Raw genomic sequence first — 25,670 nt, forward strand, 5'->3', positions numbered from 1 at the left:
GATCGTTCGATTTTTTGCTAAGCTGCGCCCAAATCACATGCCGGTGCTGCTTCGGAGCAGCCCGGCGCATGTCGAACCAACACACGGGGAACACGCATCATGGGTTTGTCGATCAATTTGGAAGGCAAGGTCGCGCTGATCACGGGCGCGTCAAGTGGCCTGGGCGCGCGTTTCGCGCACACGCTGGCGGCCGCTGGCGCAAAGGTCGTGCTGGCCTCGCGCCGTGTCGAGCGCCTGAAAGAACTGCGTGCCGACATCGAATCGAAGGGCGGCAGCGCCCACGTCATCCGGCTGGACGTGACTGATCCGGACAGCATCCGATCGGCCATCGCCCACGCTGAAACCGAAGCCGGCACGATCGACATCCTGGTCAACAATTCGGGCGTTTCAACCACGCAGCGCATGGTGGACGTTACGCCGGACGACTTCGATTTCGTATTCGATACCAACACGCGCGGCGCCTTCTTTGTGGCGCAGGAAACGGCCAAGCGCATGATTGCGCGGGCCAAGGGCGCCGAGAAGAACGGCTCGCCGCTGCCGCAGTCGCGCATCGTCAACATCGCATCGGTGGCTGGGCTGAAAGTGCTGTCGCAGATTGGCGTGTATTGCATGAGCAAGGCGGCCGTGGTGCACATGACCAAGGCCATGGCGCTGGAGTGGGGGCGTTATGGCATCAATACCAACGCGATTTGCCCGGGGTATATCGATACCGAAATCAATCATCATCATTGGGAAACCGAGCCTGGCCAGAAGCTGGTGCAGATGCTGCCGCGCAAGCGCGTCGGTAAGCCGGAAGACCTGGATGGGCTGATTCTGCTGCTGGCGTCGGATCAGTCGGACTTCATCAACGGTGCCGTTATCAACGCCGACGACGGCATGGTGTAAGGCGCTGGGGCTTAGTGCCCCATCAGCCGCTGCACAAGTTCGAGCGAGGTGTTGGCGGCGTACTTCTTCATCAACCGCGCGCGGTAGATTTCGACCGTGCGCGGGCTGATTTCCAACTGCTTGCCGATCTGTTTGCTGGTTTTGCCCTCGACCAGTTGCGCGGCGATGTCGCGTTCGCGCGGCGTGAGCGCTGCTGTAACAGGGCGATGCGCAGACAGATCTTCGAACGTCCAGATGCCTTCGCCCAGCGGCTTGGCGCGGTCGAGCGCCCGGCCCGTGACGTGGCACCAGAACAGCTCGCCATTGGCGCGCTTCATGATGCGTTCGTCCGAATAGCTGCCGCGCGCATTCATGACGGGGATGATGCGCGCGCCGGTGCGCTCGTATTCGTCGTGCGTTGGATAAAGCAGCTCGAAGGACTGCCCGATCATTGTCGTGCGTGCGTGGCCGAAGATGCGGGCGGCTTCGTCGTTGACGTCGAGCATCACCCGCTCGCGGGACATCACCATGCCGACAGGGGCAAGCTGGAACGCAGTTTGGTAGTCGAGGGCGGGCATATGTATTCGTACGTATTGCTGCGTCGCGCGACGCTTGCGTATTCTCGCCAGATTGTATCGTTACTATTTTCCGGCGCTGCATCGCACAAACCCCAACTGTGTGATCGGTCAAAACCCTGCCGGATTTGTTGGACCACCAAGGAAGGAGCACGCATGAACAAAATCTTCGCCAGCGCGAGCGAGGCGCTCGCGGGCGTCGTCAAGGACGGCCAGACCATCGCCGTGGGCGGCTTCGGCCTGTGCGGCATTCCGGAAGCGCTGATTGCCGCACTGCGCGATTCGGGCGTCAAGGGCCTGACATGCATCTCCAACAACGCGGGCGTTGACGGCTTTGGCCTGGGCCTGCTGCTGGAAACGCGCCAGATCAAGAAAATGATTTCGTCCTATGTGGGCGAGAACAAGGAGTTCGAGCGCCAGTACCTGGCTGGTGAGCTCGAGCTGGAATTCACGCCGCAAGGCACGCTGGCAGAAAAGCTGCGCGCGGGTGGCGCCGGCATCCCGGCATTCTTCACCAAGACCGGCGTCGGCACGCTGGTAGCCGAGGGCAAGGAGCTGCGCGAGTTTGACGGCGAGACGTACGTCATGGAGCGCTCGCTGGTGCCCGACGTGGCGCTGGTGAAGGCGCAGGTGGCCGACAAGTCCGGCAACCTGCGTTTCAACCTGACCGCGCGCAACTTCAACCCGGCTGCGGCCACCGCCGGCAAGATCTGCATCGTCGAAGTCGAAGAGATCGTTGAAGTGGGCGATTTGGCACCGGACGACATTCATCTGCCGGGCATCTACGTGCACCGCATGGTGCTCAATGCCACGCCCGAGAAGCGCATCGAAAAGCGCACCATCCGAGCAGCCAACTAAGGAGACCGACATGGCCTGGACACAAGACCAAATGGCGGCGCGCGCTGCCCAGGAGTTGCAAGACGGCTTCTACGTCAACCTCGGCATCGGCATCCCGACACTGGTTGCCAACCACACCGGCGACAAGGAAGTCTGGCTGCAAAGCGAAAACGGCATGCTCGGTATCGGCCCGTTCCCCACGGAAGACGAAGTTGACGCCGACCTGATCAACGCGGGCAAGCAGACCGTGACCACACTGCCCGGCAGCGCCATCTTCGGCAGCGACCAGAGCTTTGCGATGATTCGCGGCGGCAAGATCAACTTGTCGATTCTCGGCGCGATGCAGGTGAGCGAAACGGGCGACCTCGCCAACTGGATGATTCCCGGCAAGATGGTCAAGGGCATGGGCGGCGCAATGGACCTCGTGGCCGGCGTCAAGCGCGTGATCGTGCTGATGGAGCACACCGCCAAGAAGAAGGACGGCACCGAAGACCTGAAGCTGCTGCCCAAGTGCACGCTGCCGCTGACGGGTGTGGGCGTGGTGGATCGCATCATTACGGACCTTGGCGTGATCGATGTGACCGAGCAGGGCCTGAAGCTGATCGAAACCGCGCCGGGTGTTTCGCGCGAAGACATCCAGGCCAAGACTGGTGTCAATCTGCTGTAATCGCTGACCTCCGGAGACACGTATGCTGCAAGGGAAAACCGCCCTCGTTACGGGCTCGACCAGCGGGATCGGTCTGGGTATCGCCTGTTCGCTGGCCGCGCAGGGCGCCAATATCATCATGAACGGCTTTGGCGATGTGGAAGCGCCCAAGGCGCAGATCGCGGCGGCAGGCAAGAACGCCATCCGTATCGGATACCACGGCGCCGACATGAGCAAGCCGGCTGAGATCGAGGCAATGTTCGCCTATGCCGACGCGGAGTTCGGCGGCGTGGACATCCTCGTCAACAACGCCGGCATCCAGTACGTGGCCAACGTCGAGGATTTCCCGACAGAGCGCTGGGATGCCATCATTGCCATCAACCTCACCTCGGCTTTCCACACGACGCGGCTTGCTGTGCCGGGCATGAAGCGCAAAAACTGGGGTCGCATCATCAATATCGCGTCAGCGCATGGCTTGGTGGCATCGGCGCAGAAGTCGGCGTATGTGGCGGCCAAGCACGGTATCGTCGGGTTCACCAAATCGGTGGCGCTGGAGACGGCGCAGACGGGCATCACGTCCAACGCGATCTGTCCGGGCTGGGTGCTGACGCCCCTGGTGCAGAAGCAGATCGACGCGCGTGCTGAGAAGGATGGCCTGTCCGCGCTCGAAGCGAAGAAGGATCTGCTGATGGAAAAGCAGCCTTCGGGCGAGTTCGTTACGCCCGATCAACTTGGCGCGCTAGCGGTGTTCCTGTGCAGCGATGCGGCGGAGCAAGTGCGCGGCGTCGCGTGGAACATGGATGGTGGCTGGGTCGCGCAGTAAGCCGATCTGCTTCTGAAAAAGCCTCGCTCCGGCGGGGCTTTTTTGTTTTTGATGACAGCGCATGTCTGCTGCGCCGCCGCATGCCTGCGGGGCCGCGTACAATCAGGCTTCGCTGTCTCCGTCATTCACGTGTAGGAGTTGTTCATGCCAGTTTCGCCGCGCCTTGCCTTCGTGCAATGCCTGAGCCCGTCCGGCTTGCATCGGATGGCGTATCACGAGTGGGGCGACTCGCAGAATCCGCGTGTGCTGGTTTGCGTGCATGGCCTGTCGCGCACGGGGCGTGATTTCGACGTGCTGGCGCAGGCGCTGTGCAATGACTATCGCGTGATCTGCCCCGATGTGGTGGGCCGCGGGCGCTCCGATTGGCTGGCCGATCCGAAGGGTTATGTGCTGCCGCAGTACGCGTCCGACATGGTCACGCTGCTCGCGCGCGTAAATGCGGAGTCCGTCGATTGGTTCGGTACCTCGATGGGCGGCCTGATCGGCATCGGCTTGGCAGGCTTGCCGAAATCGCCGATTCGCAAGCTGCTGCTCAACGATGTGGGCCCGCGCGTGACGGAATCGTCGTTGACGCGCATCGGTGCTTACCTGGGCCTGAACGTCCGCTTCAAGACCTTTGATGAAGGGCTGACGTACCTCAAGACAATCAGCGCTTCATTTGGTCCCCACACGCCGGAGCAATGGCGTGAACTGAATACCGCGATCCTGAAACCCCAGGGCGGCGAATGGATTCTGCATTACGATCCGCGCCTGGCTGAGCCATTCAAGAACACCACGCCGGAAATGATCGCCGCTGGCGAAGCTACGCTGTGGAAACTGTTCGAGGCGATTCCTGGCGAGGTGTTGGTGGTGCGCGGCGCGCATTCCGATTTGCTGACGCGCGAGACCGTCGAGGCCATGATGCAACGCGGCCAACATGTGAACACGGTGGAAATTCCCGATGTGGGCCATGCGCCGACTTTCATCCAGCCGGATCAGGTGGCGATCGCCCGCAAATTCTTTCTCGGTCAATGACCGGTTGCTTGACCTTATTCGATTTGCAAGATGAGCACTGAACTGAAGCGTTACAACGTCGAACATCGCTATTCCGACGCAGCTGTCTACAACGGCGTCGTCTATGTGGCAGGCCAGGTGCCTGAGACCACGCTCGACGCCGGCATTGCCGAGCAGACGGTGGAAGTGCTCGCCATCATCGATCGCGTGCTGGCCGCCAACGGCAGCGACAAGACGCGCATCCTGATGTGCCAGATCTTCCTGAAAGACATCGGCGAGATTGGCGAGATGAATAAGGTGTGGGACCAATGGGTCGCCGCCGATTCCAAGAACTCGCCGCCGCGCGCCACCGTTGAGGCTGCGCTGGCCAATCCGAAGTACCGCATCGAAATCGTCGTGACGGCCGCACAGAAAAGCTGAGCCCGTCGCGCAACAGGCCAGACGCAAGCAGGACGCATCATGGAGAACAAGACCGAACGGCCGGCCGAGGGGTCCGGATCGGCGGCAGAGCAGGTCGCACGAGCGATCGAATATCTCGCGGCCAACGCCGTAGACAGCGTCACGCTGACCGGCGAGCCGCTGGAGTCGCACGCGCGCGGCACGATCGCTATTCTTGAAGGGCTGCGTGTCGATACGCCGTCGTTGCAGGCCGCAGCGCTGTTTCTGTTGCCCACGCTGGCAATGGACAACGAAAAGGCGCTCGAGCCCGCGTTCGGTGCCGAGGTTGTCAAGCTCGTGCACGACGTGCGGCAACTGCTGCGCATTGGCGCGATTGCCGGTCTCGCCAGCCCGACCGATGCCGGCATCACGCGCAAGAACGAAGCCGAAGCGCGCCGCGCGCAAGTCGAGGCATTGCGCAAGATGTTGCTGGCTTTCGCGCAGGATATTCGCGTGGTGCTGATCCGGCTGGCGTCGCGGCTGCAATCACTGCGCTGGCTTGCGCAGACGAAGCGCTCGGCGCCGGAGGGCATGGCGCGCGAGACGCTGGATATCTACGCGCCGCTCGCAAACCGTCTGGGCATCTGGCAGCTGAAGTGGGAGCTTGAAGACCTCGGTTTCCGCTTTGAGGATCCCGATACCTACAAGCGCATCGCCCGCCTGCTGGACGAAAAGCGCATCGAGCGCGAGAAGTTCATCGGCCAGGCCATCGAGCAACTCCAAAAGACCTTGCACGATGCCGGCATTCAGGCGGAGGTCAGCGGGCGGCCCAAGCACATCTACAGCATCTGGAAGAAGATGCGCGGCAAGGAACTCGACTTTGCCGATCTGTACGATGTGCGAGCCTTCCGCGTCATCGTCGACGACATCAAGGATTGCTATACGGTGCTCGGTTTCGTGCACCACATGTGGCAGCCGATCCCGAAGGAGTTTGACGACTACATCTCGCGCCCGAAAGCTAACGGCTACATGTCGCTGCACACAGTGGTGATCGGCGACGACGGCCGCGCGCTCGAGGTGCAGATCCGCACGCGCGAGATGCACCACTTTGCCGAGTACGGCGTGGCCGCGCACTGGCGCTACAAGGAGGCGGGCAACAAGGGCTATGCCGGCCAGTTCTCCGCCAGCGAGCGCTACGACGAGAAAATCGCCTGGCTTCGCCAATTGCTCGCCTGGAAGGATGACGCCGAGCACATCGTCGCGCACGAGGATTCCCCGTGGGAGCAACTCAAGCACACCGAGCTGGATGATCACATCTATGTGCTGACGCCGCAGGCGCGCGTGATCGCGTTGCCGCAAGGCGCGACGCCGGTCGACTTCGCTTATTACCTGCACAGCGATCTCGGCCACCGCTGCCGCGGCGCGCGCGTCGACGGCACGATGGTGCCGCTGAATACGCCGCTCAAGAACGGCCAGACTGTCGAGATCGTCACCGTCAAGCAGGGCGGGCCGTCGCGCGATTGGCTGAACGCCGAGCTGCACTATCTCGTCAGCCCGCGTGCCCGCACGAAAGTGCGCGCGTGGTTCAACGCGATGGAGTTGGAAGAGACGCTTGCGCAGGGCCGTGCGCTCATCGACAAGACGCTGCAACGCGAAGGCAAGACCGCCGTCAACCTGGAAGAGCTGGCCGCCAAGCTCGGCTACAAGACGCCGGACGATCTCTACGCTGTGGTCGCCAAGGACGAGCTGAGCCTGCGTCGCATCGAGGCAGTTTTGCGCTCTGATGGGGCACCGCCGCCCGCGCCCGTCGACGACGAAGCGGCCATTACCAAGAAGAGCCGCGCCACCAGCGTGGCTCGTGGCGCCAAGAGCGGCGTATTGGTGGTGGGCGTCGACTCACTCCTTACGCAGATGTCGCGCTGCTGCAAGCCGGCGCCGCCCGATCCTATCGTCGGCTTTGTCACGCGTGGCCGCGGTGTCTCGATCCACCGTCAGAGTTGCGCGACGTTTCAGCAGTTGGCTGCCCGTGCTCCTGGCCGCGTGATCCAGACGGAGTGGGGCCAACGCAGCGATTCGGTCTATCCGATCGACATCCAGGTCGAGGCCCTGGACCGGCAGGGCTTGTTGCGCGACATTTCGGAAATTCTCTCGCGCGAGAAGATCAACGTGACCGGCGTGCGCACGCTGTCGAGCAAGGGCGTCGCAAAAATGCAGTTCACCGCGGAGGTGTCAGAGGCGACACAACTGCAGCGCGCGCTGACTTTGATCGAAGAAGTGCCGGGGGTATTGACAGCCCGAAGGAAGTGACGGTATAGTTTTGTTCTTCGGCAGGCTCGTAGCTCAGCTGGTTAGAGCACCACCTTGACATGGTGGGGGTCGTTGGTTCGAGTCCAATCGAGCCTACCAACGCATTTAGCAGGGCGCGTCGGGTAGGGTGTCCAAGCCGTCATCCTCGCAATTCCCGGGTTTGTCCCGTACAACTGAACACAAGGCGAAATATGATTCAGGCACCGCGAACTACAACCGCTTCGGAGCGACAGTAGTCAAGGTGCGTTTTTCGCCCTTTGCGGTCTGCCCAAGCGGTAGATGACGCAAATGAAAACGCGGCCTTGGCCGCGTTTTTTTTCGTCCGCAGTTTCGTGTCACGCGTGGCGATCAAGCTGAAAGCGCTTCGAAGCATTCGATTCGACAACCTGCTGCGCTGACTTGGCGTGGCGCACGACAGAATAACGACCGCTGTGCATCTCTGAAACCTGAAATGCGCAACGGTGACTCCACAGGAGCAAGCATGATCGCAATCACGTTGCCGGATGGTTCCCGGCGTGAGTTTCCCGGCCCGGTGACGGTCGCAGACGTGGCGCAAAGCATCGGTGCAGGCCTGGCCAAGGCAGCCCTTGCGGGCCGCGTGGACGGCCAGATGGTCGACACGAGCTACACGATCGACCGCGATGCCAAGCTCGCCATCATCACCGACAAGGACTCCGACGGCGTCGACGTGATCCGTCACTCTACGGCCCACTTGCTGGCTTACGCCGTCAAGGAGTTGTACCCGGACGCGCAGGTCACCATCGGCCCGGTCATCGAGAACGGTTTCTACTACGACTTCGCCTACAAGCGCCCCTTCACGCCCGAAGACCTCGTCGCCATCGAAAAGAAGATGACGGAGCTCGCCAAGAAGGACGAGAAGGTCACGCGTGAAGTGCTGAGCCGCGACGAAGCCGTCAAGCTGTTCCAAGGCATGGGCGAAAAGTACAAGGCCGAGATCATTGCCTCCATTCCTGAGGATCAGGAAATTGGTCTGTACCGCGAAGGCAATTTCGTTGATCTCTGCCGCGGCCCGCACGTGCCGTCCACGGGCAAACTCAAGGTCTTCAAGCTGATGAAGGTGGCTGGCGCCTACTGGCGCGGCGACCACAACAACGAGATGCTCCAGCGCATCTATGGCACGGCCTGGGCCAAGAAGGAAGACCAGGAAGCCTACCTGCACATGCTGGAGGAGGCCGAAAAGCGCGACCATCGCAAGCTCGGCCGTGAGCTGGACCTCTTCCATATCGACGAATACTCGCCCGGCACGGTGTTCTGGCATCCGAAGGGCTGGACGCTCTGGCAGGAGATCGAGCAGTACATGCGCCGTGTGTATCGCGAGAACGGCTACCAGGAGGTGAAGGGTCCGCAGATTCTCGACAAGACGTTGTGGGAGAAGACCGGCCACTGGGACAAGTACCGCGAGAACATGTTCATCACGGAATCGGAAAAGCGCGAATACGCGCTCAAGCCGATGAACTGCCCTGGCCACATCCTCATCTACAAACAGGGGATCAAGAGCTATCGCGATCTGCCGCTGCGCTTCGGTGAATTCGGTGCCTGCCACCGCAACGAGCCTTCGGGCGGCTTGCACGGCATCATGCGCGTGCGCGGCTTCACGCAGGACGATGGTCACATCTTCTGTACTGAAGACATGATTCAGGCCGAAGTGACGGCATTTACGACGCTGCTCCAGAAGGTCTACAAAGATTTCGGCTTTACCGAGATTCTTTACAAGCTATCGACGCGGCCGGACAAGCGCATCGGCACCGAAGAAAGCTGGGATCGCGCCGAAGCCGCGTTGGCCGAAGGTTTGCGTGCCTCGGGTTGCGAGTTCGAGTATCTGCCAGGCGAGGGTGCGTTCTACGGTCCGAAGATCGAATATGTGCTTAAGGATGCGCTTGGTCGTCAATGGCAATGCGGCACGATTCAGGTCGACCCGAACCTGCCGGAGCGCCTGGATGCTGAATTTGTCGGCGAAGACGGCGCGCGCCATCGCCCGATCATGCTGCACCGAGCTATCGTTGGCAGCCTCGAGCGCTTTATCGGTATCTTGATCGAGCAATATGCCGGAGCGCTGCCGACGTGGCTTTCCCCGGTGCAGGTTGCGGTGCTCAGCATCACCGATTCGCACGCCGAGTACGCACAATCCGTTGCGCAATCCCTGCAAAAACAAGGATTTAGGGCGGTCGTCGATTTGCGGAATGAGAAGATTGGGTATAAAATCCGCGAGCATTCCGTCCAGAAGGTCCCATACCAGATCGTGGTTGGCGACAAAGAACGGGATGAAAATCAGGTGGCCGTGCGTGCCCGTGGCAACGTCGATCTAGGCTCCATGCCGGTGTCGGCGTTCGTTGAGCGACTGCAGAACGATCTCGCCAACAAGTCATGAGCTGGGCACGGCCTGTTTTTTTGATTCTTCGAGGACATCAACATCGCTACTGACAAATCTTCTCACCGCCTCAACCGCGAGATCACCGCGCCGGAAGTCCGGCTAACCGGGGTTGATAATGAGGCGCTCGGCATCGTCAAACTGTTCGACGCGCTGCGTCTGGCAGAAGAGAAGGACGTCGACTTGGTCGAGATCGCGCCGACTGCAACGCCGCCAGTCTGCCGCCTGATGGACTATGGCAAGTTTAGGTATTCGGAGCAGAAGAAGGCTCACGAGGCCAAGCTGAAGCAGAAGGTCATCCAGGTGAAGGAAGTCAAATTCCGCCCTGGTACCGACGACAACGACTACGGCGTCAAGCTGCGCAACGCAACGCGCTTCCTTGAGGATGGCGACCGGGTAAAGGTTACCTTGCGCTTCCGCGGCCGCGAAATGGCTCACCAGGAACTCGGCATGCGTGTGCTGGAGCGTATCAAGTCTGACCTGGAGGAATTCGGTCAGGTTGAGCAGATGCCGAAGATGGAAGGTCGCCAGGCAGTGATGATGTTGGCGCCCAAGAAGAAAAAGTAATGCAGTGGCGGTCGGGCGATTCCGACCGCGCTGAGCAGGTTCCAGACGGAAACGTCGGAAGACGCGGCAGGTGTCAAAGCCTGCCGCGATACAACAAGTGAGCCCGGGTCTTGCAAGTGTCGGCGCCAGCCGTCCACCTGGCTTCATGTCAAAAACGGAGTTGTTCCATGCCGAAGATGAAGACGAAGAAAAGCGCCTCCAAGCGCTTTACTGCCCGTCCTGGTGGCACGATCAAACGTGGCCAAGCCTTCAAGCGTCACATCCTGACCAAGAAGACCACCAAGAACAAGCGTCACCTGCGCGGTACCGAGGGCGTCCATGAGACGAACCTGAAGTCCGTTCGCGCAATGATGCCGTACGCCTAACCCTAACTAACTACGAAAGGAGCATTTCATGCCTCGAGTAAAACGTGGGGTCACAGCGCGGGCCCGTCATAAGAAGGTTATCAGCGCAGCCAAGGGTTACCGCGGCCGCCGCAATAACGTCTATCGCATCGCCAAGCAGGCGGTCATGCGTGCTGGCCAGTACGCTTACCGCGATCGTCGCAACAAGAAGCGCGTGTTCCGCGCTCTCTGGATTGCACGTATCAACGCAGGCGCACGCGAGCATGGTCTGACCTACAGCAAGTTCATGAACGGCCTGAAGAAGGCGTCCATCGAGCTGGACCGCAAGGTGCTGTCGGACATGGCTATTCACGACAAGGTGGCTTTTGCTGCCATCGTGAACCAGGTGAAAGCCAACGTCGCCTGAATTGGATTGGCCGGGCAGGCCGCTGGAATTGCCCAGTAAGTTTGCCGGCTGATCACCCTGACGGGGCTCTCACCGAGCCCCGTTTTTTATTCCGCGCATTTCGCGGACCCGAATCACCCCGAATTTTTTCGCTCGCCTTCCCATGTCACTGGATCTGGATCAAGTCGTCGTCGATGCCCAAAACGCGTTTGCCTCCGTGGAGGACAACGCCTCGCTGGAAAACGAGAAGGCGCGCTTTCTCGGTAAGTCCGGCGTGCTGACCGACTTGCTCAAAGGCTTGGGCAAGCTCGATCCGGAGACGCGCAAATCCGAGGGCGCGCGCATCAACCAAGCCAAGAGCCGTGTTGAGGAGGCGTTGAACGCCCGCCGCCAGGCGCTGGCCGATGCGCTGATGAACGCACGCCTTGCAGCCGAGGCGATCGACGTAACGCTGCCAGGCCGCGATGTGGCCGAGGGCAGTCTGCACCCGGTGATGAATACCTGGGAGCGGGTCGCCAAGATTTTCGGTTCGATCGGTTTCGATGTGGCTGACGGCCCCGAAATCGAATCGGACTGGATGAACTTCACGGCGCTGAACAACCCGGACAACCATCCGGCGCGCTCGATGCAGGACACGTTCTACATCGACGGTCGAGACAGCGAAGACAAGCTCCTGCTGCTGCGCACGCACACCAGCCCGATGCAGGTGCGCTATGCCCGCATGCACGTCGAGAAGTACAAGCACCTCGATCGCATCCCGCCGATCAAGGTGATAGCCCCGGGCCGCACGTACCGCGTCGACAGCGATGCCACGCACTCGCCGATGTTCCATCAGGTCGAAGGCCTCTGGATTGCAGACAACATCAGCTTTGCTGATCTGAAGGGCGTCTATACCGATTTCCTGCGCAATTTCTTCGAGCGCGACGACATCCAGGTGCGTTTCCGCCCGTCGTATTTCCCGTTCACCGAGCCGTCGGCCGAGATCGACATGGCATTCGGCAACGGCAAATGGCTGGAGATTTCCGGTTCCGGCCAGGTGCACCCGACCGTGGTACGCAACATGGGTCTGGACCCTGAGCGCTACATCGGCTTTGCGTTCGGCTCCGGCCTGGAGCGCCTGACGATGCTGCGTTATGGCATCAACGACCTGCGCCTGTTCTTCGAGGGCGACGTGCGTTTCCTGCGTCAGTTCGCATAAACGCCGTTTGCTGTTTTGTCGCCCCGTTAATCGAATTCTCTTTCCTGTCGCGCCATGCAATTTCCGGAATCCTGGCTTCGCAGTTTCGTCAATCCGTCGATCACCACGGATGAACTCTCCCATCGCCTGACGATGGCTGGCCTCGAAGTGGAAGAGGTCGACCCCGTTGCGCCGCCGTTCTCGCAGATCGTTGTCGGCCATGTGGTCGAGGTGAACAAGCACCCGGATGCCGATCGCCTTAACGTGTGTAAGGTCGATGCGGGTACGGGCGAGTTGCTGCAGATCGTCTGCGGCGCGCCGAACGTGTCGGTCGGCATCAAGGTGCCGTGCGCGATGGTTGGCGCCGAGCTGCCGCCTGGCGAGGATGGCAAGCCGTTCAAGATCAAGATCGGCAAGCTGCGTGGCGTGGAGAGCTACGGCATGCTGTGTTCGGCGCGCGAGCTGAAGCTGTCGGAAGACCACGGCGGCCTCCTGATCCTGCCGGAAGACACGCCGGTGGGCGAAGACATCCGCAAGGTGCTCGATCTGGACGACCAGATCTTCATCATCAAACTCACGCCCAACAAGGCGGACTGCCTGTCGATCCACGGCGTGGCACGTGAAGTTTCCGCTCTGACGGGCGCGCCGATCACCATGCCGTCGATGGCACCCGTTGCGGTGGCGCTGGCTGACAAGCTGCCCGTCAAGGTTGAGGCACCGGACCTGTGCGGTCGCTTTTCTGGTCGCATCATCCGCGGCGTGAACGCCCACGCGAAGACGCCGGCCTGGATGGTCTCGCGCATCGAGCGCGCAGGTATGCGCAGCGTGTCGGCGCTGGTCGATATCTCGAACTACGTGATGCTGGAGCTGGGCCGTCCGTCGCACGTGTTTGATCTGGACAAGATCCACGGTGGCCTGACGGTGCGTTGGGGCAAGGCCGGCGAAGCGCTGAAGCTGCTCAATGGCGACACCATCACCGTCGACGAAAAGGTCGGCGTGATCTCGGACGAGCAGGCCATCGAAAGCCTCGCCGGCATCATGGGCGGTGACAAGACGGCCGTCACGCTCGATACACAGAACATCTACGTCGAAGCCGCATTCTGGTGGCCGGAAGCCATCCAGGGCCGTGCACGCCGCTACAACTTCTCGACCGATGCCGGTCATCGCTTCGAGCGCGGCGTTGATTACGCGACCACCGTTGAACACATCGAACGCATCAGTGCCCTGATCCTGGAAATCTGCGGCGGCCAAGCTGGCCCGATCGACGATCAGATCGTCAATCTGCCTAAGCGCGAACCGGTGCGCATGCGTGTCGCACGTGCTGCGCGTGTGCTCGGTATTCCGCTGTCGCACGACGTTGTGTCGGACGTGTTCAAGCGGCTCGGCCTCACGTTCAGCGTGGACGGCGACGTGTTTATCGTCGAACCGCCGTCGTATCGCTTCGATCTCGAAATCGAGGAAGACCTGATCGAAGAAGTCGCTCGCATCTACGGTTTCGAGCAGATTCCCGCCAAGCCGCCGGTGGCCGAGAGCGCGATGCGCCCGACCGACGAGGCGCGTCGCACGATGCACGACGTGCGTCATGCCGTGGCCGCGCGCGATTACCACGAGGTCGTCAACTTCGCCTTTGTCGAGACCGAATGGGAAGCCGACTTTGCTGGCAACACCAACCCGATTCCGCTACTGAACCCGATTGCCAGCCAGTACTCGGTGATGCGCGGCACGCTCATCGGCGGTTTGCTGGACAAGGTGCGCTACAACCTGAATCGCAAGGCTTCGCGCGTGCGCATGTTCGAGGTGGGACGTGTGTTCCACCGCGATGCGAATGTCGCGGACGGTGGTCTGTCGATCGCCGGCTATGCCCAGCCGATGATGGCGGGCGGCATTGCGTATGGTCCGTCGAAGGAAGAGCAGTGGGGCGTGCAGACCCGTCCGGTCGATTTCTTCGATGTGAAGGGCGATGTCGAGTCGCTGCTGTGGCCGCTGCAGGCGCGTTTCGAGCGCGCCGAACATCCCGCGCTGCATCCGGGACGCTCCGCGCGCGTGGTGCTGAATGGCCGCGCCATCGGCTGGATCGGTGAACTGCACCCGCGTTGGCTGCAGAAGTACGATCTGGCGACTGCGCCGGTGGTGTGGGAGGTGGAGCTCGATGCCATCACTGCGGTGGGCCTGCCCAAGTATCGTGAAGTGCCACGTGTGCCGGCCGTGACGCGCGACATCGCGCTGGTTGTGCGCCAAGATGTAGCGGTGCAGGATCTGGTCGACACGTTCGAGAAAGCGGCTGTCGGCACCCCGTGGCAGCGTTATCTGCAGGGCGTTGTGCTGTTCGATGAGTTCCGTCCGAAGGCCGCCACGGCTACCATTGGGGCGCAGGAGAAAAGCCTTGCCTTCAGAATTACGTTGCAAGATACTGACAGCACCCTTCAGGACGACATTGTCGAGGCCGCCACACAGCAACTGATTCGAGCGGCCGGCGATGCATTCGGCGCGCGCCTGCGCGCCTGACGTCTCAGACGTCCGCACTGCGCTAGAGACAGCTCGAACGAACCTCCGCATTCGGATCGAATACGCTAAGCGAATCCTATGAACGATCAACACGCGCCAGCGTTGGCGGCATCCTTGGGCGACTCGCTCGGTTCTTCTTCGGCAGCATTGGCCGACGCACGTGATGCGCGCGGTCAGGACGTGCCGACGCTTACGAAGGCCGAGCTTGCCGAGATGCTGTTCGAGCAGGTCGGCTTGAACAAGCGTGAGTCGAAGGACATGGTCGAGGCATTTTTCGACGTGATTCGCGAGGCGCTCGAACAGGGCGACAGTGTCAAGCTGTCCGGCTTCGGTAACTTCCAGTTGCGCGACAAGCCGCAGCGTCCGGGCCGAAATCCAAAGACGGGGGAGATCATCCCCATTACCGCGCGTCGCGTTGTTACGTTCCATGCGAGCCAGAAGCTCAAGGCGCTCGTTGAAGAGCGCGTCGAGCCGCTGCCGGTCGATGTCGCGTAATTCTGCTGCGTGATCTCGTTCAGCCGTCTGTTCAATCCGTTTCTTTCGCCAGCCCTGTAGTTCCGCCCTGTATGGCCGCCGATAAACACACGGAGCGGGTCAACCTGCCGCCGATTCCTGCCAAACGCTACTTCACCATTGGGGAAGTGAGCGACCTGTGCGCCGTCAAGCCGCACGTGCTGCGCTATTGGGAGCAGGAGTTCACGCAGCTCAAGCCCGTCAAGCGACGCGGTAATCGGCGTTACTACCAGCATCATGAAGTGCTGCTGATCCGGCGTATTCGCGAGTTGCTGTACGAGCAGGGCTTCACGATCAATGGCGCGCGGAACCGGCTGGACGAGTTGCGACATGGTGTGGCTGCCGCGTCGCCGGTCGAGGCCGATGAGCAGGAAATGGAAGTCGCGGCGCCGATGTCCGTCGCTGCGAGCACGTCGGTCGATGTTCATGACTTGCGGCGTGAGCTGTCGGCCGTGTTGGAAGTGCTGCGTACCGACAAGCCATAAAGCCGATATTGCAGACAAGAAGCGCTCAGATAGAAACGAAAAAGCCCGCGTAACGTGATCCGTTACGCGGGCTTTTGTTTTGGTCGGGGCGAGAGGATTTGAACCTCCGACCACCTGCACCCCATGTAGGTGGGCAATTAGTCACAAAGCCGCGCCAATCAACGGTTCTTAGGAAAACTGTCCAATATCGTGCTTAATTCTTGAGCACGTAGCCACGCGGCTTTCCGGCACGTCGGATGGGTCATATTGGACAGAATTTCAGGCCGCCGGCAGCGTAAGACGGACGTTTGAAACTGGCACGTCGCGCTGCTTGATGTAGCCCTCGGTCGTTGCCCGATCGGTGTGTGCGCCCGCGATCTGCAGCTCGTCGATGTCGTACCCGGCGCGCTTGGCGTCGGTCAGTGCCTGGGCGCGGATGTCTTTGATCGTGTAGCCGGTGTCTGTCAGGCCGGCGCGGGCTTTGGCATCGTTCCATGCATCGCGGCAGGCGCCCGCTGTCCTCGGTTTGCCGTTCTTGTCTCGCACCACATAATCGCCGCCGATGGGCTCGATTTTCTTGGCGCGCTTCAGCACTTCTTCAATCTCGGGCGTGAGGGGCCAGTCCACGGCCTCGCCGCTGCTGTCTTCCGTCTTGCTAGGCACGAAGCGGATCAGCTTTCGCTTGGTGTCGATGTCTGCCCAGCGGAGGTTGCGGATCTCGGTTGAACGCTGGCACGTCAGGTAGCAGAGGTCGACAAACACTTGCATCATCGGGCCGGTCGGTGTCTTCTTGCCGTCGGCGGCCACGGCGAGCGCGTCGCGGATGGCGACGAAGTGCTCCGGCCGGATGTAGACCTTGCGCACCTTCGGCTTTTTCACCTTGATCTCCCGCACTGGGTTGATCTCGATGTGTTTCTTGCGCACGGCCCAGGAAAAGAACGACTGTAACCACGCCTTCATGGCCCTCTGCGTGCTCAGCTTGTCGCCCCAGTTACTGGTCAGAAATTCTTCGCAGGCCTCGACGTCCACGAGCTCGATGTCGAAGTTGGCAAACGCGGTGCGTACCACCTCGCCGCGGCGTTCCCACTCGGCCCGATACGATGCCGCGTAGCCGGCTACATGCTGGTCCATATAGATTCGCACGAGGCGCGGCATGGTGCGCTCGCCAACGTCGATCGACACCTTGCGCTTCTCTTCTGCCAGGCGCTCGTACATGCGTGTCTCGCCCTCGTCGATCCGGCAGAGCTTGATCCATTTCTGATCGTTCGGCCGTACCCAGTGGAAGCTGCCGTTGCGCTTGTAGACGCGGCTCGGTAGCCCGTCGGGCTTTGTGCGGCGGCGTGCGTTCATGCTGCCCTGCCAACGCGCACGAGTTTGGGCCGTGCCGCCGCATGCGCGTCATGCGTTGGCGTCATGCCGCCGGCTCTCCGGGCCTGCATGATCTCGTAGGCTCCCCACGTCAGGGTCAGGCTGCCGTCGGCGCTCTGCACGGGCCTTACACCGAAGTTCATCAAGAACCAGCGCACGCGCGCTGCGTTTTGCTTCAGTTTGGTCACTCGGTATAGGTCGGCTTCGGTCATCAATCGTTGGTTCATGATGTGCTCCGTGTGCGGCCGGCTCGTTTCGATGACTCGTGCTGCTGCGTTGGTCATTTGCTGCCGGTGTTACGATGGTTAAAACAGCGGGAGGTGTAGATGGCGTACTACGGGATTACCCACGCGCGTATTGACCATGCAACGGGCCGTGCAACCCATGTTCGCTATGCGCTGATCAATCCACAGACGAACTCGTGGGGATCTCCATTTGCAGATGTAGACATCGACCAGATCATCATGCTTCTCATGAGCGGTGATGTTGTCTACGCGCTCCACACCATCCAAGGGCTCAGGCCGCCCGGCCCGAAAGTGGGTGTCGTTGTTGGCGACAGCGGCTATGAGTGGATCGAGGTCGAGGAGCCTGAAAAGCACGAAGGGCGGTTGCTTCGCGATCTGTCTGCTATGTAGGCTCTTCATCAATCGCCTCGTCAGTGCCGCTTGGCCTGCCGTAGTCATTGACCTGCGCGGATAGCCGCGGCGAGCAGTTGTTCACGGGCGCTCACCAAAGCCCGATAGGTGCGAGGGCCATGGCATCCGTGCTCGATGCACCATGTCAACTCGGCCAGCGTTTCAGGCTCGCCCGTCTCCGGCACAGCCTGCTCCTCAACCATTTTGTTGACCTCACCAGAATGGTCGATAACAACCGGCTCGGCGTTCGGGGTGGGGCTGCGTGCAAGCGCGGAGGCGATCTGCAGCAGTGCCGTTCGGTACCGCCCCATCGTTTGGAACGTGGCAGCAAAGCCATCATCTGCTATCAGTGCGCGCAGCTTTGCGAGCTCCGTTGACCCGGCCGGGGGATTGAGCGTGCTTTCCTTCGGGATTTCCGCGGCCGACATCACAACGCCCCCCGCTTCGGCCGAACAGCGCCGTTGATCTTCTGCATACCCATCCGGCGCCCACCACGGCGCGCGGCCTGCATGACTTCCTGACACGAGCGGTGCGTTTTGACGGCGCCGTCGAGATCTCGTGCGCAGGGGATGCTGATGCTCTCCCACACGACAACGCCGTCGACGCGCAGGGTGTAGCTGCAATGCAGCGAGCCGGGTACGGGGCGGCGTTGCACGTCGTGCTTGCCGATGCGGAGGGTGGCGGGGGTACGGTTCACTATGCGATGCATGGTTGGTCTCCGTTGCGGCTGGTCAGTCGTCGAAGTCGCCTGCAGCCAGTTTCTTGAGGTCGACCCACACGCGGCGGGTCGTGCGAATGCGCGGATGGGTGCGGGCGTGCGCGGATGCCTCGATGGCGGTGCGGACGGGGCCCGCGGCCAGGGCCTGCGCGTCGGTGCAGATGAGGCGCAGCTTGTTGCGCTCGGCGAGCACGGCCGCGTCTGCGATGGGGCGCGGAGGCATGTCAGCCCCCGAGCACCATTGCGGCTTCGGGCGCGATGGCGCCGGCGAGGCCGAACAGCAGCACGACCAGCGCCAGGCCCAGAGCAGGGCGCTCCGATAGTGGGCCGTGTGCAAGGCGGACGACGCGCGAGTTGACGAGCTGCGTCATGCCGCCTCCGTCGCGGGCGTAGCGGCAACCCGTTGTTCTGCCAGTTCGAGCGCGTCTTTGTTCAAGCAAGACAACGTGAGCTTGAGGCGGCCCTTCTTGAACGTGGGGCTAGGGTATTGGCCCGAGCCTCGTTCTACGACCTTCCAGCCCGCGCGCAGCAACGTGCTTGCGAGTCGTATCTCGTGGCTGGGAAGAAGGCCGGAATACCTCAGTGTCGAACTCGCGAAGTCACGGGAAATGCTCTCGCCGAAGAGGCGATAACCGTTTCGTTCAATGGCTGCGCGTTCGGTCTCCAGGGCATTGAGGGCTTTCGCCATCTTCTGGATTTCGGCCATGCGCATGGCGTGGCGCTTTTCCTCGTGCCAAAGCGCCTGATCAAGCAGCGACAGGCTGCACAGTTCCTTGAAGGTGGGATGCTTCTTTGCCATGGCCGCTCCTCAAGCTTCGCGCGTCGAAACGCGATTGGGGGCGGCGATCTCCGATGTCTCGTCGAGATGGAGGGCGTATGCGTGGAAGGCTAGGACCAGGCCGAGGGCGGCGAGGTAGGCGAGGGTGGCGGTGAGCTGCGAGAGGCGATGCATTGGTGCTCCACTTAAAGTTAGTGGAGTTGAGAGTACCTATTGGTATATTTTAAAACAATACCCAATGGTATTATAAAATGTAGAGATGTGTGGCGCCTTTCAGGTTGCAGCGTGTGGGTCTGGGCTTGCTTTCCGATCCCGCGGGGACCCCTTTGGCCGAATCGACATCGGCCGCTGGATCAAGTAAGGTGCATAGGAAGCGGTTTTCTATGCACTCCATGGCAAATCATCTCGACCTTCCCCGAGCCGACGCAGAAGCGCTTCTCGCGATACCAAAGGCCGCGCCTGAGCAGGAGTGGGAATTGCTTTCCGGTGGAAAGATTGAGAAGTGGCGTCTTGCTGTGGGGGTAATCACTCAAGACGGCGAGTATAGGAAGGCTCTGGCGGTGGAGCTTTTATGCCTAAAAAGCCAGAAGCCGTTCCGCGAGTGCTACAAGTTTTCTCTGTTCCGCACGGAATTTGGGACCCCGCGACGGGCATACCAACTCGATACGACTAGCCTTCCCCTGTGCGATCCGGGCGACCATGACTGGCCGCACGAGCACGTTGGACATGACCGAATCTCTCTGGGTGAAGGCACCTATCCCGACACATTCGAGGCGGCATTGGATCATTTCTCGAGGAGAGCTAACATTGTCTTCGAGGGGCCGCCACAATCGCCATTTGCTTTTCATCTGCAACGGCAATGAACTGCTCAGAACTGTTTACATCGATCGGGTTCAAGTGCCGTCGTTTGGTCCAACCAAGCGGCGAGGTAGTGCACTGCCTCACGACGCCATTTCGCCACTTCGATGGCGATAGCATCCATATTTTCGCGGAAGAACTCGACTCCTTGATCCGATTCTTTGACGGCGGAGACACTTTGTTCCACATCGAAGGGTCGGGGATTCACTTCAGAGATAATCGCGGCCTTACCCCGGTAAAACGCCTTGTAGTCACGTCTGGAGCCGAACTGTCGGATGAGGGAGAAATTTCGACTCTCGTTCCGATTCAAAACGCTCGCGAGGGATTTGAGAAAGTTGTTGCAGCTGTGCTAGCGGTTTCCTCATGGGAAGCGGAGAACGCCGGTATTACAACTGACACGACATCACTCGCCGCCGAGGTCGAGTTCTATTTGCAACAGTGGAAACCTGGCCATGAAATTCTTCACGGTCAATCCATGAGGGGCCTATCCGGCCGTTCTCATGATTTCCACTTCAAGATCGATGGCGAGTTCATCGATGTCGTTACCTCGCGTCCACAATCCACTGCGGCAGAACTTCGAAAACTGGCCGATGTGTCAGGCGTTCCATCGCAAGCCGATGTGCCGTTCCGAGTCATCATAGACGACAGAGGAAACGCAACGCGCGCTACGCAGGAAGCCGCAATCCTGAGTCGCTTTGCAGATGTCTGGCTGTTAACGAATCTTCAACGGAAATATGCGCTCACCATGGGAACCTCCATGAACTGAGCACACCGGTCACACGCCCATAAAGCCGCTTCGTTTGTCTGAGGCGGTTTTTTTCTTGGGGATGTGCGCCTGGCGCTCTGCTCGGGCGGCCGTTCTCAATACCCTTCACGACCGGATCTTTGGGTTGCGCTTAGGTGCAGCGCCGCCTGCTTCCAATCCAACGATTCGTGATTTCTCCGAGCTCTATTGCTCTTCTCTCGTTGTGGGCGTTCTCGCGTAGGCCTAGCTCTTGTACAGCGCCCGCAGGATGGGCCCCGCCTCCTCGGGAGGGCGGTGTGCGATTTCCTCCCACAGCGTGAGCGTGATTTCGCAGGCGTCTTGTTTGTTCGCGTCGGGAGCGGTTGGGTTGTCTAGAACACGAATTCGCGAGCCATAGCGCTGCCCGAGCCGAGTCATGATGGGCCTCAGTTTGTCGCGGAGGAACGCTTGGCTGGCTTGCGGCGCTTGTGCTGAGGTCTGCAGTAGCTCAATACGGGCGTTCGTGAGGGCGTTATATGTTGCTTCGGAAGGCACAAAGTTTTGCCCGGTGTGCCCATAAATTTTGTTGTAGCAAGCGATGGGGTCGCGTTGTTGGATTTCGCGTGTGCCTTGCGCTTGAGCGCTGGCCCAGCGCACAACGACTGCATCCGGTGCTGTGGGTACGCGCTGGTTGACGATTGAGTCAACTGTGGTCAAAACCAAGTTCGTTACCTGCTCCTTCGCGTCTGGCGCGCGGTCGTCAACAGCTGCGATCCGCTTAACTAGATTCTCGAATTCCCGCGGCGCGTTGGTTGCAAGCGCATTCCCCAAAGGTGCCTTCTTGAGCCCTTCGGCAACGGAGCGCTCTCGCTCGAAGGGGCTGAGGGAGTTGCCGAGTTGACCGAGCACGCTCACGAAAATCCAGATCGCGGCAACCACAATCTGTTCCTTGCCGGTGGGCGGCTTTTGCTTAAACAAGGCCCTCTTGCCGCGAAAAATCGCGACCATGAGCGCGCCAAATATCAGTGCGGCAGCTACATGCTGGATGATGAGCTCGATCGCCATATTCCCCAACCCCGTTTTTGTTGTGTAGGACGTGCCCCCCCTTATTTTTGGAACTACATGGGGCTCCTAATAATACATCGCGGTGTGGTTCGTCACGTGCCAACGGATTCGATTGGGGGATCTTCCATGATCCGCTTTAGCGAAGCCTCGACTGCGACGAGAAGTTCGTCACCCTCGAGCAACATCTCTTCGGAGAGCGCGCTCACGTTCGCAGCAAAATATGCTTCCTCTTGGCCGGCCGGCGGCATCCACGCCGACACTTGAGCGCGAGCGTTCCGGAATAGCTGAATAGCATTCAGCGTATCCAGTTTCGTCTGCGGTGTTGCTCGTCCCGGCTGCCGAACGAGTTCCCAAAGACAGTTCGCTACCGTCTCGATGTGCAGCTGTGTGATGCTCAGCAGGATGGCCGTTGTTTCCGGCGATGCGCGCAACTGCTTACTGAATGCGAGACGAAGCATGTGCTCGCAGCGGTGATAGCGTGCAGTGGTTTCGTTCCATTTTTCCTGCAGAGTAGCTTGCATAGCTTGGTCTGGGCCTTCTGTTTGGTACTGGGGTGGGTGCTGGGCAGCGTTGGGCGTATCACGGCGCTGTGGCTCTGGACCTTGCTCCTTCGCTCGTAGCTTGATCGCAAGACGCAGCTGCATGGCGGCGTCCGCAGCATCGTTCAATCGATGCCTGTAGAAACCTCCGACTACAAATGCCGGTTTGTGAGTCGGCGACGTCGGTTTCAGGACGAGCGCGACGCCGTCGTATGCGTCGCTCTGAACGTGCTCAAGTAACAGCGCCACCGCGCGATTAAGGTCGCGCCGATACGCTGCAGCAAGATGTACGTCTTGTGATTCGCTGTGGGAAGTTATTCCTGGCGGTATGCGCGCGCCTGGCTGAGGAAACTGAATGAGGATGCCCATTGTTGATTCGACTGACGGCCCGCGCGGGCAGTCATGTTGTTGGTGGGCGGCCAACAATAGAATGAGAATTCTCCTATTCGCTTCCGTCTCAACAGGAAATAAAAAATCCCGCCGAAGCGGGATTCTTTAGCTGGCGCGCTTACGCTGCGCTTTTGCCTTGGGAAGAGGGGGATAGCCGTAGTCGGATGGCTCGGCAACTTCTGCGGGTGCTTCCTCGAAGCGTTTTGCCTTTTTTCCATCTGATCGGACAAGCCGCGCGCCACCTTTGAGCTGCTTCTTCGCAGCCAGCACGGCTTCTAGGGTCGCAATTGCGGCTTCGATCTCTCGCTCTGACAAATCATTCAGTGCGCTGATAGCCAGTGCGCCAAGGTCCGGCGCCGGTGGCGCCTCGTCTTCTGCGTCGAGGGAGAGAGGCGGCAGGTGGAGCGCTTGCTCGATCTCGCGTGCGACGTCTTCGCCGATGCGCTTGCCGCCGGCTTTGCCTTCTTCGTACAGCATGCGACCGACGTATGACGGCGCTTTGCCGATTGCTTGCGCGAGTTTGACGATCGAGCCCTCGAAGCGCGAGGCGCGAATCTGGTCCAGCCGCTGCCGACGTCGTTCGTACTTATCCATTCTTTACAAATTCCGGCCCTGTTTTTCGCGGATACGGCCCGCCAAGGTATTGAGATAAAAAATACCCGTGGGTACCATCGTCGCATGGAAAACCTGCGGGCTTACTTAAACGCAATGGCCCCGGATGAGCAGGCGGAATTCGCGCGCTTGTGTGGCACGACGATCCGCTATCTGCGCAAGGCAATCAGCCTTCGCATCCGGCTGGGGCCGCTGTTCTGCGTCGGCATCGAGAGGGAGACGTGTGCGCTCGTTACGCGCAAACACCTTCGTCCCGATGACTGGCATCTGATCTGGCCCGAGCTTGTCTCTGTTCGCGCGCCATCAACACGGCTACACCAACGGCCAATGCGGCCCAAGCCTCGAATGATACCGGCTGCAGCATCTGCGGCCCGTCTTCGGCGCATTCGTCGCGCGAGCCGGGCAAGCAGTGCTTGCTCGCCAACGAGCGCATTCAGCCGCCAGCTTCTGTGCGCTGGATCGTGCCATTCCAACGATGAGGCAAGTGTACGCGCCCACCAAAACCGCCGGTAGTGCGACCCGCACAGCCCGCCCATGACAGCTTCTTTAGGAGAGACAACTTGAGCCACCACTATTCCGAGATCAACCAACACGACGCGCTGTACTGGGTGGCGCGTGGCTACCCGGGCGGCGTTGAAGGATTGGCCGCGCGCATGGACAAGTCCGCCGCGGTGCTGCGTAACAAGCTGCTGCCGCATGTGCAGACGAACTACGTGTCGTTTGAGGAGGTGTCGGTGATCGTGGAGCACGCGGAAGGCGCTGGCGTGCCGAACGCGAAGCTGCCGATTCAGGCGCTGTGCTGGCGGCACGGGATGGTGGCGATTCCGCTGCCCGAGGTGGCCCGTGAGGATCTGCCGAATACGGATCTGTACGAGGCGCTTTGCAATGTGCTGGCAGAGGTGGGCGATGTGAGCCGCGCGATGTCTGCGGCGCTGGCGGACAACCATCTCTCGGAAGGTGAGATGCGGAAGCTGGAGCGGGAGTTTGAAGAGGCGACGGCTTCTGTGATGGTGCTGCGTGAGCTGCTGCGCGTTCGTGCGCAGCGTGATGCTGAGCGGTTGCAGCGGTTGCGTGGCAAGGCGTGATTGACTGGTTTTTGAAGCGCGAGAGCGCATAGGAGAAGTGATGCAAAGCTGTAAAGCGAATTGCGGTGGGGCGGCGAAGCTGTCGCCTGAGCATGCCCAGAAGATTGCTGATGTGCTGTGCGCCCAAGTCAAGGAATACAACGACTTCAATCTCACGATGCCCGCGCGCCTGGCTCAGACCCGTGAGGCCCTGACGCGCGAGCTGATGCTCTTGGCCGAGGTTACTGTGCCTTCTTGACCAGGCCGGCGGCGTAGGTCTCGATGAAGTGTTCGCAGAACAGCGCTGCGGCTGCTCCAGTTACACCCGCGACGGGCTGTGGAGTTTGAAGTAGATACGGCTGATGTTCGATCAACTTCAAGAGCAATTGAGTTGCAGTGTGGCGTGCTTCTTTGAGTTCCATGTTTTCTCGTTGAAAGGGTTGAAGTGATTTTCATCGGGTCCGTAAACCCGACGAAGCAGTGTTGCCGCCAGCAGCCGGGGCGGCAACCTGTAGCGCCACGTTGTATCGATTTTTGACAGGGCTAGACCGCGCATGACACAAACGCAGGACAACACGTCACGCTTTTCACACGGTATGACGTGCTGCAAGGCGGGGCGTGTTGCTGTGGGCTTGTCATGCGAGCGCGCCGATCAGATGTGTTGTGCGTGGCACCGGATTGCGGGGGCCTTCAAGCCTCGCGGGTTGCCGGTGCTGTCGAAGTTTGCGGAGCATCTATTGGATGCTTGCGCGTGGCCGTTGGCCGATGTGTTTTGGCCGTTCAATGCGGCTGGTGAGTCTTCTGCGCTGGCGTTGGCCTGCGCGTCGCGTTATCGCGCGATTTCTACTGAGGCGGAGCGCCTCGCTTTTCGATCCACTGTTGTTGCGTCGACGTCGCCGGAGTTCGTGGCGGTGTTTGATGTGCTGTGTAGGGCCGCGCCTCTGCGGCTGTAAGGGCGATTCCATGGACATTCCTATCGAGGCCGTTGGCGCTGTTTGGGCCAAGGGCAGGGCGGCTGCATTGTCGGGCCGCGCGTTGGATGAGGCGAACGAGTATCCGGTTGGCAGCGCGCATCACGCGGCGTGGCTGGCGGGGTATATGGGCGTGACGCGCACGCATGGAGGCGAGGGTGTCGGCGTATCGCATCAATGA

General features: G+C 60.6%; 34 protein-coding genes and 1 tRNA gene. 22 read left to right on the forward strand and 13 right to left on the reverse strand.

What is annotated here, in order from left to right; genetic code table 11:
* The first annotated feature begins 99 nt into the window (after positions 1–99).
* Positions 100–885, forward strand: coding sequence for an SDR family oxidoreductase (locus NG898_RS05275; RefSeq protein WP_045203199.1), 786 nt, complete (start codon positions 100–102; stop codon positions 883–885).
* An 11-nt stretch (positions 886–896) separates the two neighbouring features.
* On the opposite strand, the gene NG898_RS05280 is transcribed toward NG898_RS05275, so the two are convergent.
* Entirely contained in the window at positions 897–1,442 is a 546-nt protein-coding gene (locus NG898_RS05280; protein ID WP_004636022.1) for a LuxR C-terminal-related transcriptional regulator, read from the reverse strand.
* Positions 1,443–1,595: 153 nt separating this feature from the next.
* Between NG898_RS05280 and NG898_RS05285 the strand changes: the two genes are divergently transcribed.
* The 15 genes from NG898_RS05285 to NG898_RS05355 all read left to right on the forward strand — a co-directional run bounded on the left by NG898_RS05285 (position 1,596) and on the right by NG898_RS05355 (position 15,788).
* Positions 1,596–2,297 (forward strand): CoA transferase subunit A, encoded by a 702-nt coding sequence (locus NG898_RS05285; protein ID WP_024975497.1) that lies wholly within the window; start codon positions 1,596–1,598, stop codon positions 2,295–2,297.
* Between the two features lie 10 nt (positions 2,298–2,307).
* Positions 2,308–2,943 (forward strand): 3-oxoacid CoA-transferase subunit B, encoded by a 636-nt coding sequence (locus NG898_RS05290; protein ID WP_252691371.1) that lies wholly within the window; start codon positions 2,308–2,310, stop codon positions 2,941–2,943.
* 22 nt (positions 2,944–2,965) lie between these two features.
* The gene (locus NG898_RS05295; RefSeq protein WP_065856452.1) at positions 2,966–3,745 is read left to right on the forward strand and encodes a 3-hydroxybutyrate dehydrogenase; all 780 of its coding nucleotides are present in this window, start codon (positions 2,966–2,968) and stop codon (positions 3,743–3,745) included.
* A 144-nt stretch (positions 3,746–3,889) separates the two neighbouring features.
* Positions 3,890–4,759 (forward strand): alpha/beta fold hydrolase, encoded by an 870-nt coding sequence (locus NG898_RS05300; RefSeq protein WP_252691372.1) that lies wholly within the window; start codon positions 3,890–3,892, stop codon positions 4,757–4,759.
* Between the two features lie 30 nt (positions 4,760–4,789).
* Complete coding sequence (locus tag NG898_RS05305; protein WP_252691373.1) at positions 4,790–5,158, forward strand: RidA family protein; 369 nt, start codon at positions 4,790–4,792, stop codon at positions 5,156–5,158.
* A gap of 39 nt (positions 5,159–5,197) precedes the next feature.
* Positions 5,198–7,423 carry a RelA/SpoT family protein gene (locus NG898_RS05310; RefSeq protein ID WP_252691374.1) on the forward strand — a complete coding sequence of 742 codons (2,226 nt, stop codon included), beginning with the start codon at positions 5,198–5,200 and terminating at the stop codon, positions 7,421–7,423.
* A gap of 22 nt (positions 7,424–7,445) precedes the next feature.
* Positions 7,446–7,522: transfer RNA gene (locus NG898_RS05315), tRNA-Val, on the forward strand.
* Between the two features lie 382 nt (positions 7,523–7,904).
* Complete coding sequence (gene thrS, locus NG898_RS05320; protein ID WP_252691375.1) at positions 7,905–9,812, forward strand: threonine--tRNA ligase; 1,908 nt, start codon at positions 7,905–7,907, stop codon at positions 9,810–9,812.
* Between the two features lie 42 nt (positions 9,813–9,854).
* Complete coding sequence (infC, locus tag NG898_RS05325; RefSeq protein WP_369812430.1) at positions 9,855–10,379, forward strand: translation initiation factor IF-3; 525 nt, start codon at positions 9,855–9,857, stop codon at positions 10,377–10,379.
* Positions 10,380–10,546: 167 nt separating this feature from the next.
* The gene (gene rpmI, locus NG898_RS05330) at positions 10,547–10,744 is read left to right on the forward strand and encodes a 50S ribosomal protein L35 (RefSeq protein WP_004636003.1); all 198 of its coding nucleotides are present in this window, start codon (positions 10,547–10,549) and stop codon (positions 10,742–10,744) included.
* A gap of 28 nt (positions 10,745–10,772) precedes the next feature.
* Positions 10,773–11,129, forward strand: coding sequence for a 50S ribosomal protein L20 (gene rplT / locus NG898_RS05335; protein WP_012762124.1), 357 nt, complete (start codon positions 10,773–10,775; stop codon positions 11,127–11,129).
* Positions 11,130–11,271: 142 nt separating this feature from the next.
* Positions 11,272–12,306 carry a phenylalanine--tRNA ligase subunit alpha gene (gene pheS, locus NG898_RS05340; RefSeq protein WP_027681227.1) on the forward strand — a complete coding sequence of 345 codons (1,035 nt, stop codon included), beginning with the start codon at positions 11,272–11,274 and terminating at the stop codon, positions 12,304–12,306.
* A 54-nt stretch (positions 12,307–12,360) separates the two neighbouring features.
* Positions 12,361–14,790 (forward strand): phenylalanine--tRNA ligase subunit beta, encoded by a 2,430-nt coding sequence (gene pheT / locus NG898_RS05345; RefSeq protein ID WP_252691376.1) that lies wholly within the window; start codon positions 12,361–12,363, stop codon positions 14,788–14,790.
* A gap of 78 nt (positions 14,791–14,868) precedes the next feature.
* Entirely contained in the window at positions 14,869–15,285 is a 417-nt protein-coding gene (locus tag NG898_RS05350; protein WP_092969979.1) for an integration host factor subunit alpha, read from the forward strand.
* 71 nt (positions 15,286–15,356) lie between these two features.
* The gene (locus tag NG898_RS05355; protein ID WP_252691377.1) at positions 15,357–15,788 is read left to right on the forward strand and encodes a MerR family transcriptional regulator; all 432 of its coding nucleotides are present in this window, start codon (positions 15,357–15,359) and stop codon (positions 15,786–15,788) included.
* A 258-nt stretch (positions 15,789–16,046) separates the two neighbouring features.
* Here NG898_RS05355 and NG898_RS05360 read toward each other — a convergent pair whose 3' ends face one another.
* Complete coding sequence (locus NG898_RS05360; protein WP_252691378.1) at positions 16,047–17,117, reverse strand: tyrosine-type recombinase/integrase; 1,071 nt, start codon at positions 17,115–17,117, stop codon at positions 16,047–16,049.
* Entirely contained in the window at positions 17,114–17,362 is a 249-nt protein-coding gene (locus NG898_RS05365; protein WP_252691379.1) for a hypothetical protein, read from the reverse strand. Before NG898_RS05365 ends, NG898_RS05360 begins: the two co-directional genes overlap by 4 nt.
* A gap of 99 nt (positions 17,363–17,461) precedes the next feature.
* Between NG898_RS05365 and NG898_RS05370 the strand changes: the two genes are divergently transcribed.
* A complete protein-coding gene (locus tag NG898_RS05370) occupies positions 17,462–17,770 on the forward strand; it encodes a hypothetical protein (protein ID WP_252691380.1) in 309 nt (102 codons plus the stop codon).
* 44 nt (positions 17,771–17,814) lie between these two features.
* On the opposite strand, the gene NG898_RS05375 is transcribed toward NG898_RS05370, so the two are convergent.
* The 6 genes from NG898_RS05375 to NG898_RS05400 are packed head-to-tail and all read right to left on the reverse strand — an operon-like array spanning position 17,815 to position 19,440.
* Positions 17,815–18,198 (reverse strand): hypothetical protein, encoded by a 384-nt coding sequence (locus tag NG898_RS05375; protein ID WP_252691381.1) that lies wholly within the window; start codon positions 18,196–18,198, stop codon positions 17,815–17,817.
* Positions 18,198–18,479 (reverse strand): hypothetical protein, encoded by a 282-nt coding sequence (locus NG898_RS05380; RefSeq protein ID WP_102065065.1) that lies wholly within the window; start codon positions 18,477–18,479, stop codon positions 18,198–18,200. Before NG898_RS05380 ends, NG898_RS05375 begins: the two co-directional genes overlap by 1 nt.
* A gap of 22 nt (positions 18,480–18,501) precedes the next feature.
* Positions 18,502–18,681: a hypothetical protein gene (locus NG898_RS05385; protein WP_206275325.1), complete on the reverse strand. Its 180-nt coding sequence runs from the start codon at positions 18,679–18,681 to the stop codon at positions 18,502–18,504.
* 31 nt (positions 18,682–18,712) lie between these two features.
* Entirely contained in the window at positions 18,713–18,859 is a 147-nt protein-coding gene (locus NG898_RS05390; protein WP_252691382.1) for a hypothetical protein, read from the reverse strand.
* A complete protein-coding gene (locus NG898_RS05395; protein WP_252691383.1) occupies positions 18,856–19,287 on the reverse strand; it encodes a hypothetical protein in 432 nt (143 codons plus the stop codon). Before NG898_RS05395 ends, NG898_RS05390 begins: the two co-directional genes overlap by 4 nt.
* A gap of 9 nt (positions 19,288–19,296) precedes the next feature.
* On the reverse strand, positions 19,297–19,440 hold the full coding sequence (locus NG898_RS05400) for a hypothetical protein (RefSeq protein WP_252691384.1): 144 nt from the start codon (positions 19,438–19,440) through the stop codon (positions 19,297–19,299).
* A 209-nt stretch (positions 19,441–19,649) separates the two neighbouring features.
* Here NG898_RS05400 and NG898_RS05405 point away from each other — a divergent pair, with 209 nt between their 5' ends.
* Together NG898_RS05405 and NG898_RS05410 are read left to right on the forward strand one after the other, a co-directional pair.
* The gene (locus NG898_RS05405) at positions 19,650–20,129 is read left to right on the forward strand and encodes a hypothetical protein (RefSeq protein WP_252691385.1); all 480 of its coding nucleotides are present in this window, start codon (positions 19,650–19,652) and stop codon (positions 20,127–20,129) included.
* Positions 20,126–20,890, forward strand: coding sequence for a DUF1828 domain-containing protein (locus tag NG898_RS05410; RefSeq protein ID WP_252691386.1), 765 nt, complete (start codon positions 20,126–20,128; stop codon positions 20,888–20,890). Before NG898_RS05405 ends, NG898_RS05410 begins: the two co-directional genes overlap by 4 nt.
* Positions 20,891–21,112: 222 nt before the next feature.
* Here NG898_RS05410 and NG898_RS05415 read toward each other — a convergent pair whose 3' ends face one another.
* From NG898_RS05415 to NG898_RS05425, 3 genes are all read right to left on the reverse strand, one after another.
* The gene (locus tag NG898_RS05415) at positions 21,113–21,913 is read right to left on the reverse strand and encodes a hypothetical protein (protein WP_252691387.1); all 801 of its coding nucleotides are present in this window, start codon (positions 21,911–21,913) and stop codon (positions 21,113–21,115) included.
* Between the two features lie 92 nt (positions 21,914–22,005).
* Positions 22,006–22,821: a hypothetical protein gene (locus NG898_RS05420; protein WP_252691388.1), complete on the reverse strand. Its 816-nt coding sequence runs from the start codon at positions 22,819–22,821 to the stop codon at positions 22,006–22,008.
* A 126-nt stretch (positions 22,822–22,947) separates the two neighbouring features.
* Entirely contained in the window at positions 22,948–23,436 is a 489-nt protein-coding gene (locus tag NG898_RS05425; protein WP_252691389.1) for a hypothetical protein, read from the reverse strand.
* A gap of 578 nt (positions 23,437–24,014) precedes the next feature.
* Here NG898_RS05425 and NG898_RS05430 point away from each other — a divergent pair.
* Positions 24,015–24,539: a phage regulatory CII family protein gene (locus NG898_RS05430; RefSeq protein ID WP_045203155.1), complete on the forward strand. Its 525-nt coding sequence runs from the start codon at positions 24,015–24,017 to the stop codon at positions 24,537–24,539.
* A gap of 40 nt (positions 24,540–24,579) precedes the next feature.
* Positions 24,580–24,777: a hypothetical protein gene (locus tag NG898_RS05435; RefSeq protein WP_252691390.1), complete on the forward strand. Its 198-nt coding sequence runs from the start codon at positions 24,580–24,582 to the stop codon at positions 24,775–24,777.
* Here NG898_RS05435 and NG898_RS05440 read toward each other — a convergent pair.
* The gene (locus NG898_RS05440; protein WP_252691391.1) at positions 24,761–24,940 is read right to left on the reverse strand and encodes a hypothetical protein; all 180 of its coding nucleotides are present in this window, start codon (positions 24,938–24,940) and stop codon (positions 24,761–24,763) included. The genes NG898_RS05435 and NG898_RS05440 overlap by 17 nt on opposite strands.
* Positions 24,941–25,481: 541 nt before the next feature.
* Between NG898_RS05440 and NG898_RS05445 the strand changes: the two genes are divergently transcribed.
* Complete coding sequence (locus NG898_RS05445; RefSeq protein ID WP_252691392.1) at positions 25,482–25,670, forward strand: hypothetical protein; 189 nt, start codon at positions 25,482–25,484, stop codon at positions 25,668–25,670.

The organism is Ralstonia mojiangensis, from assembly GCF_023955645.1.
Lineage (GTDB): Bacteria > Pseudomonadota > Gammaproteobacteria > Burkholderiales > Burkholderiaceae > Ralstonia > Ralstonia mojiangensis.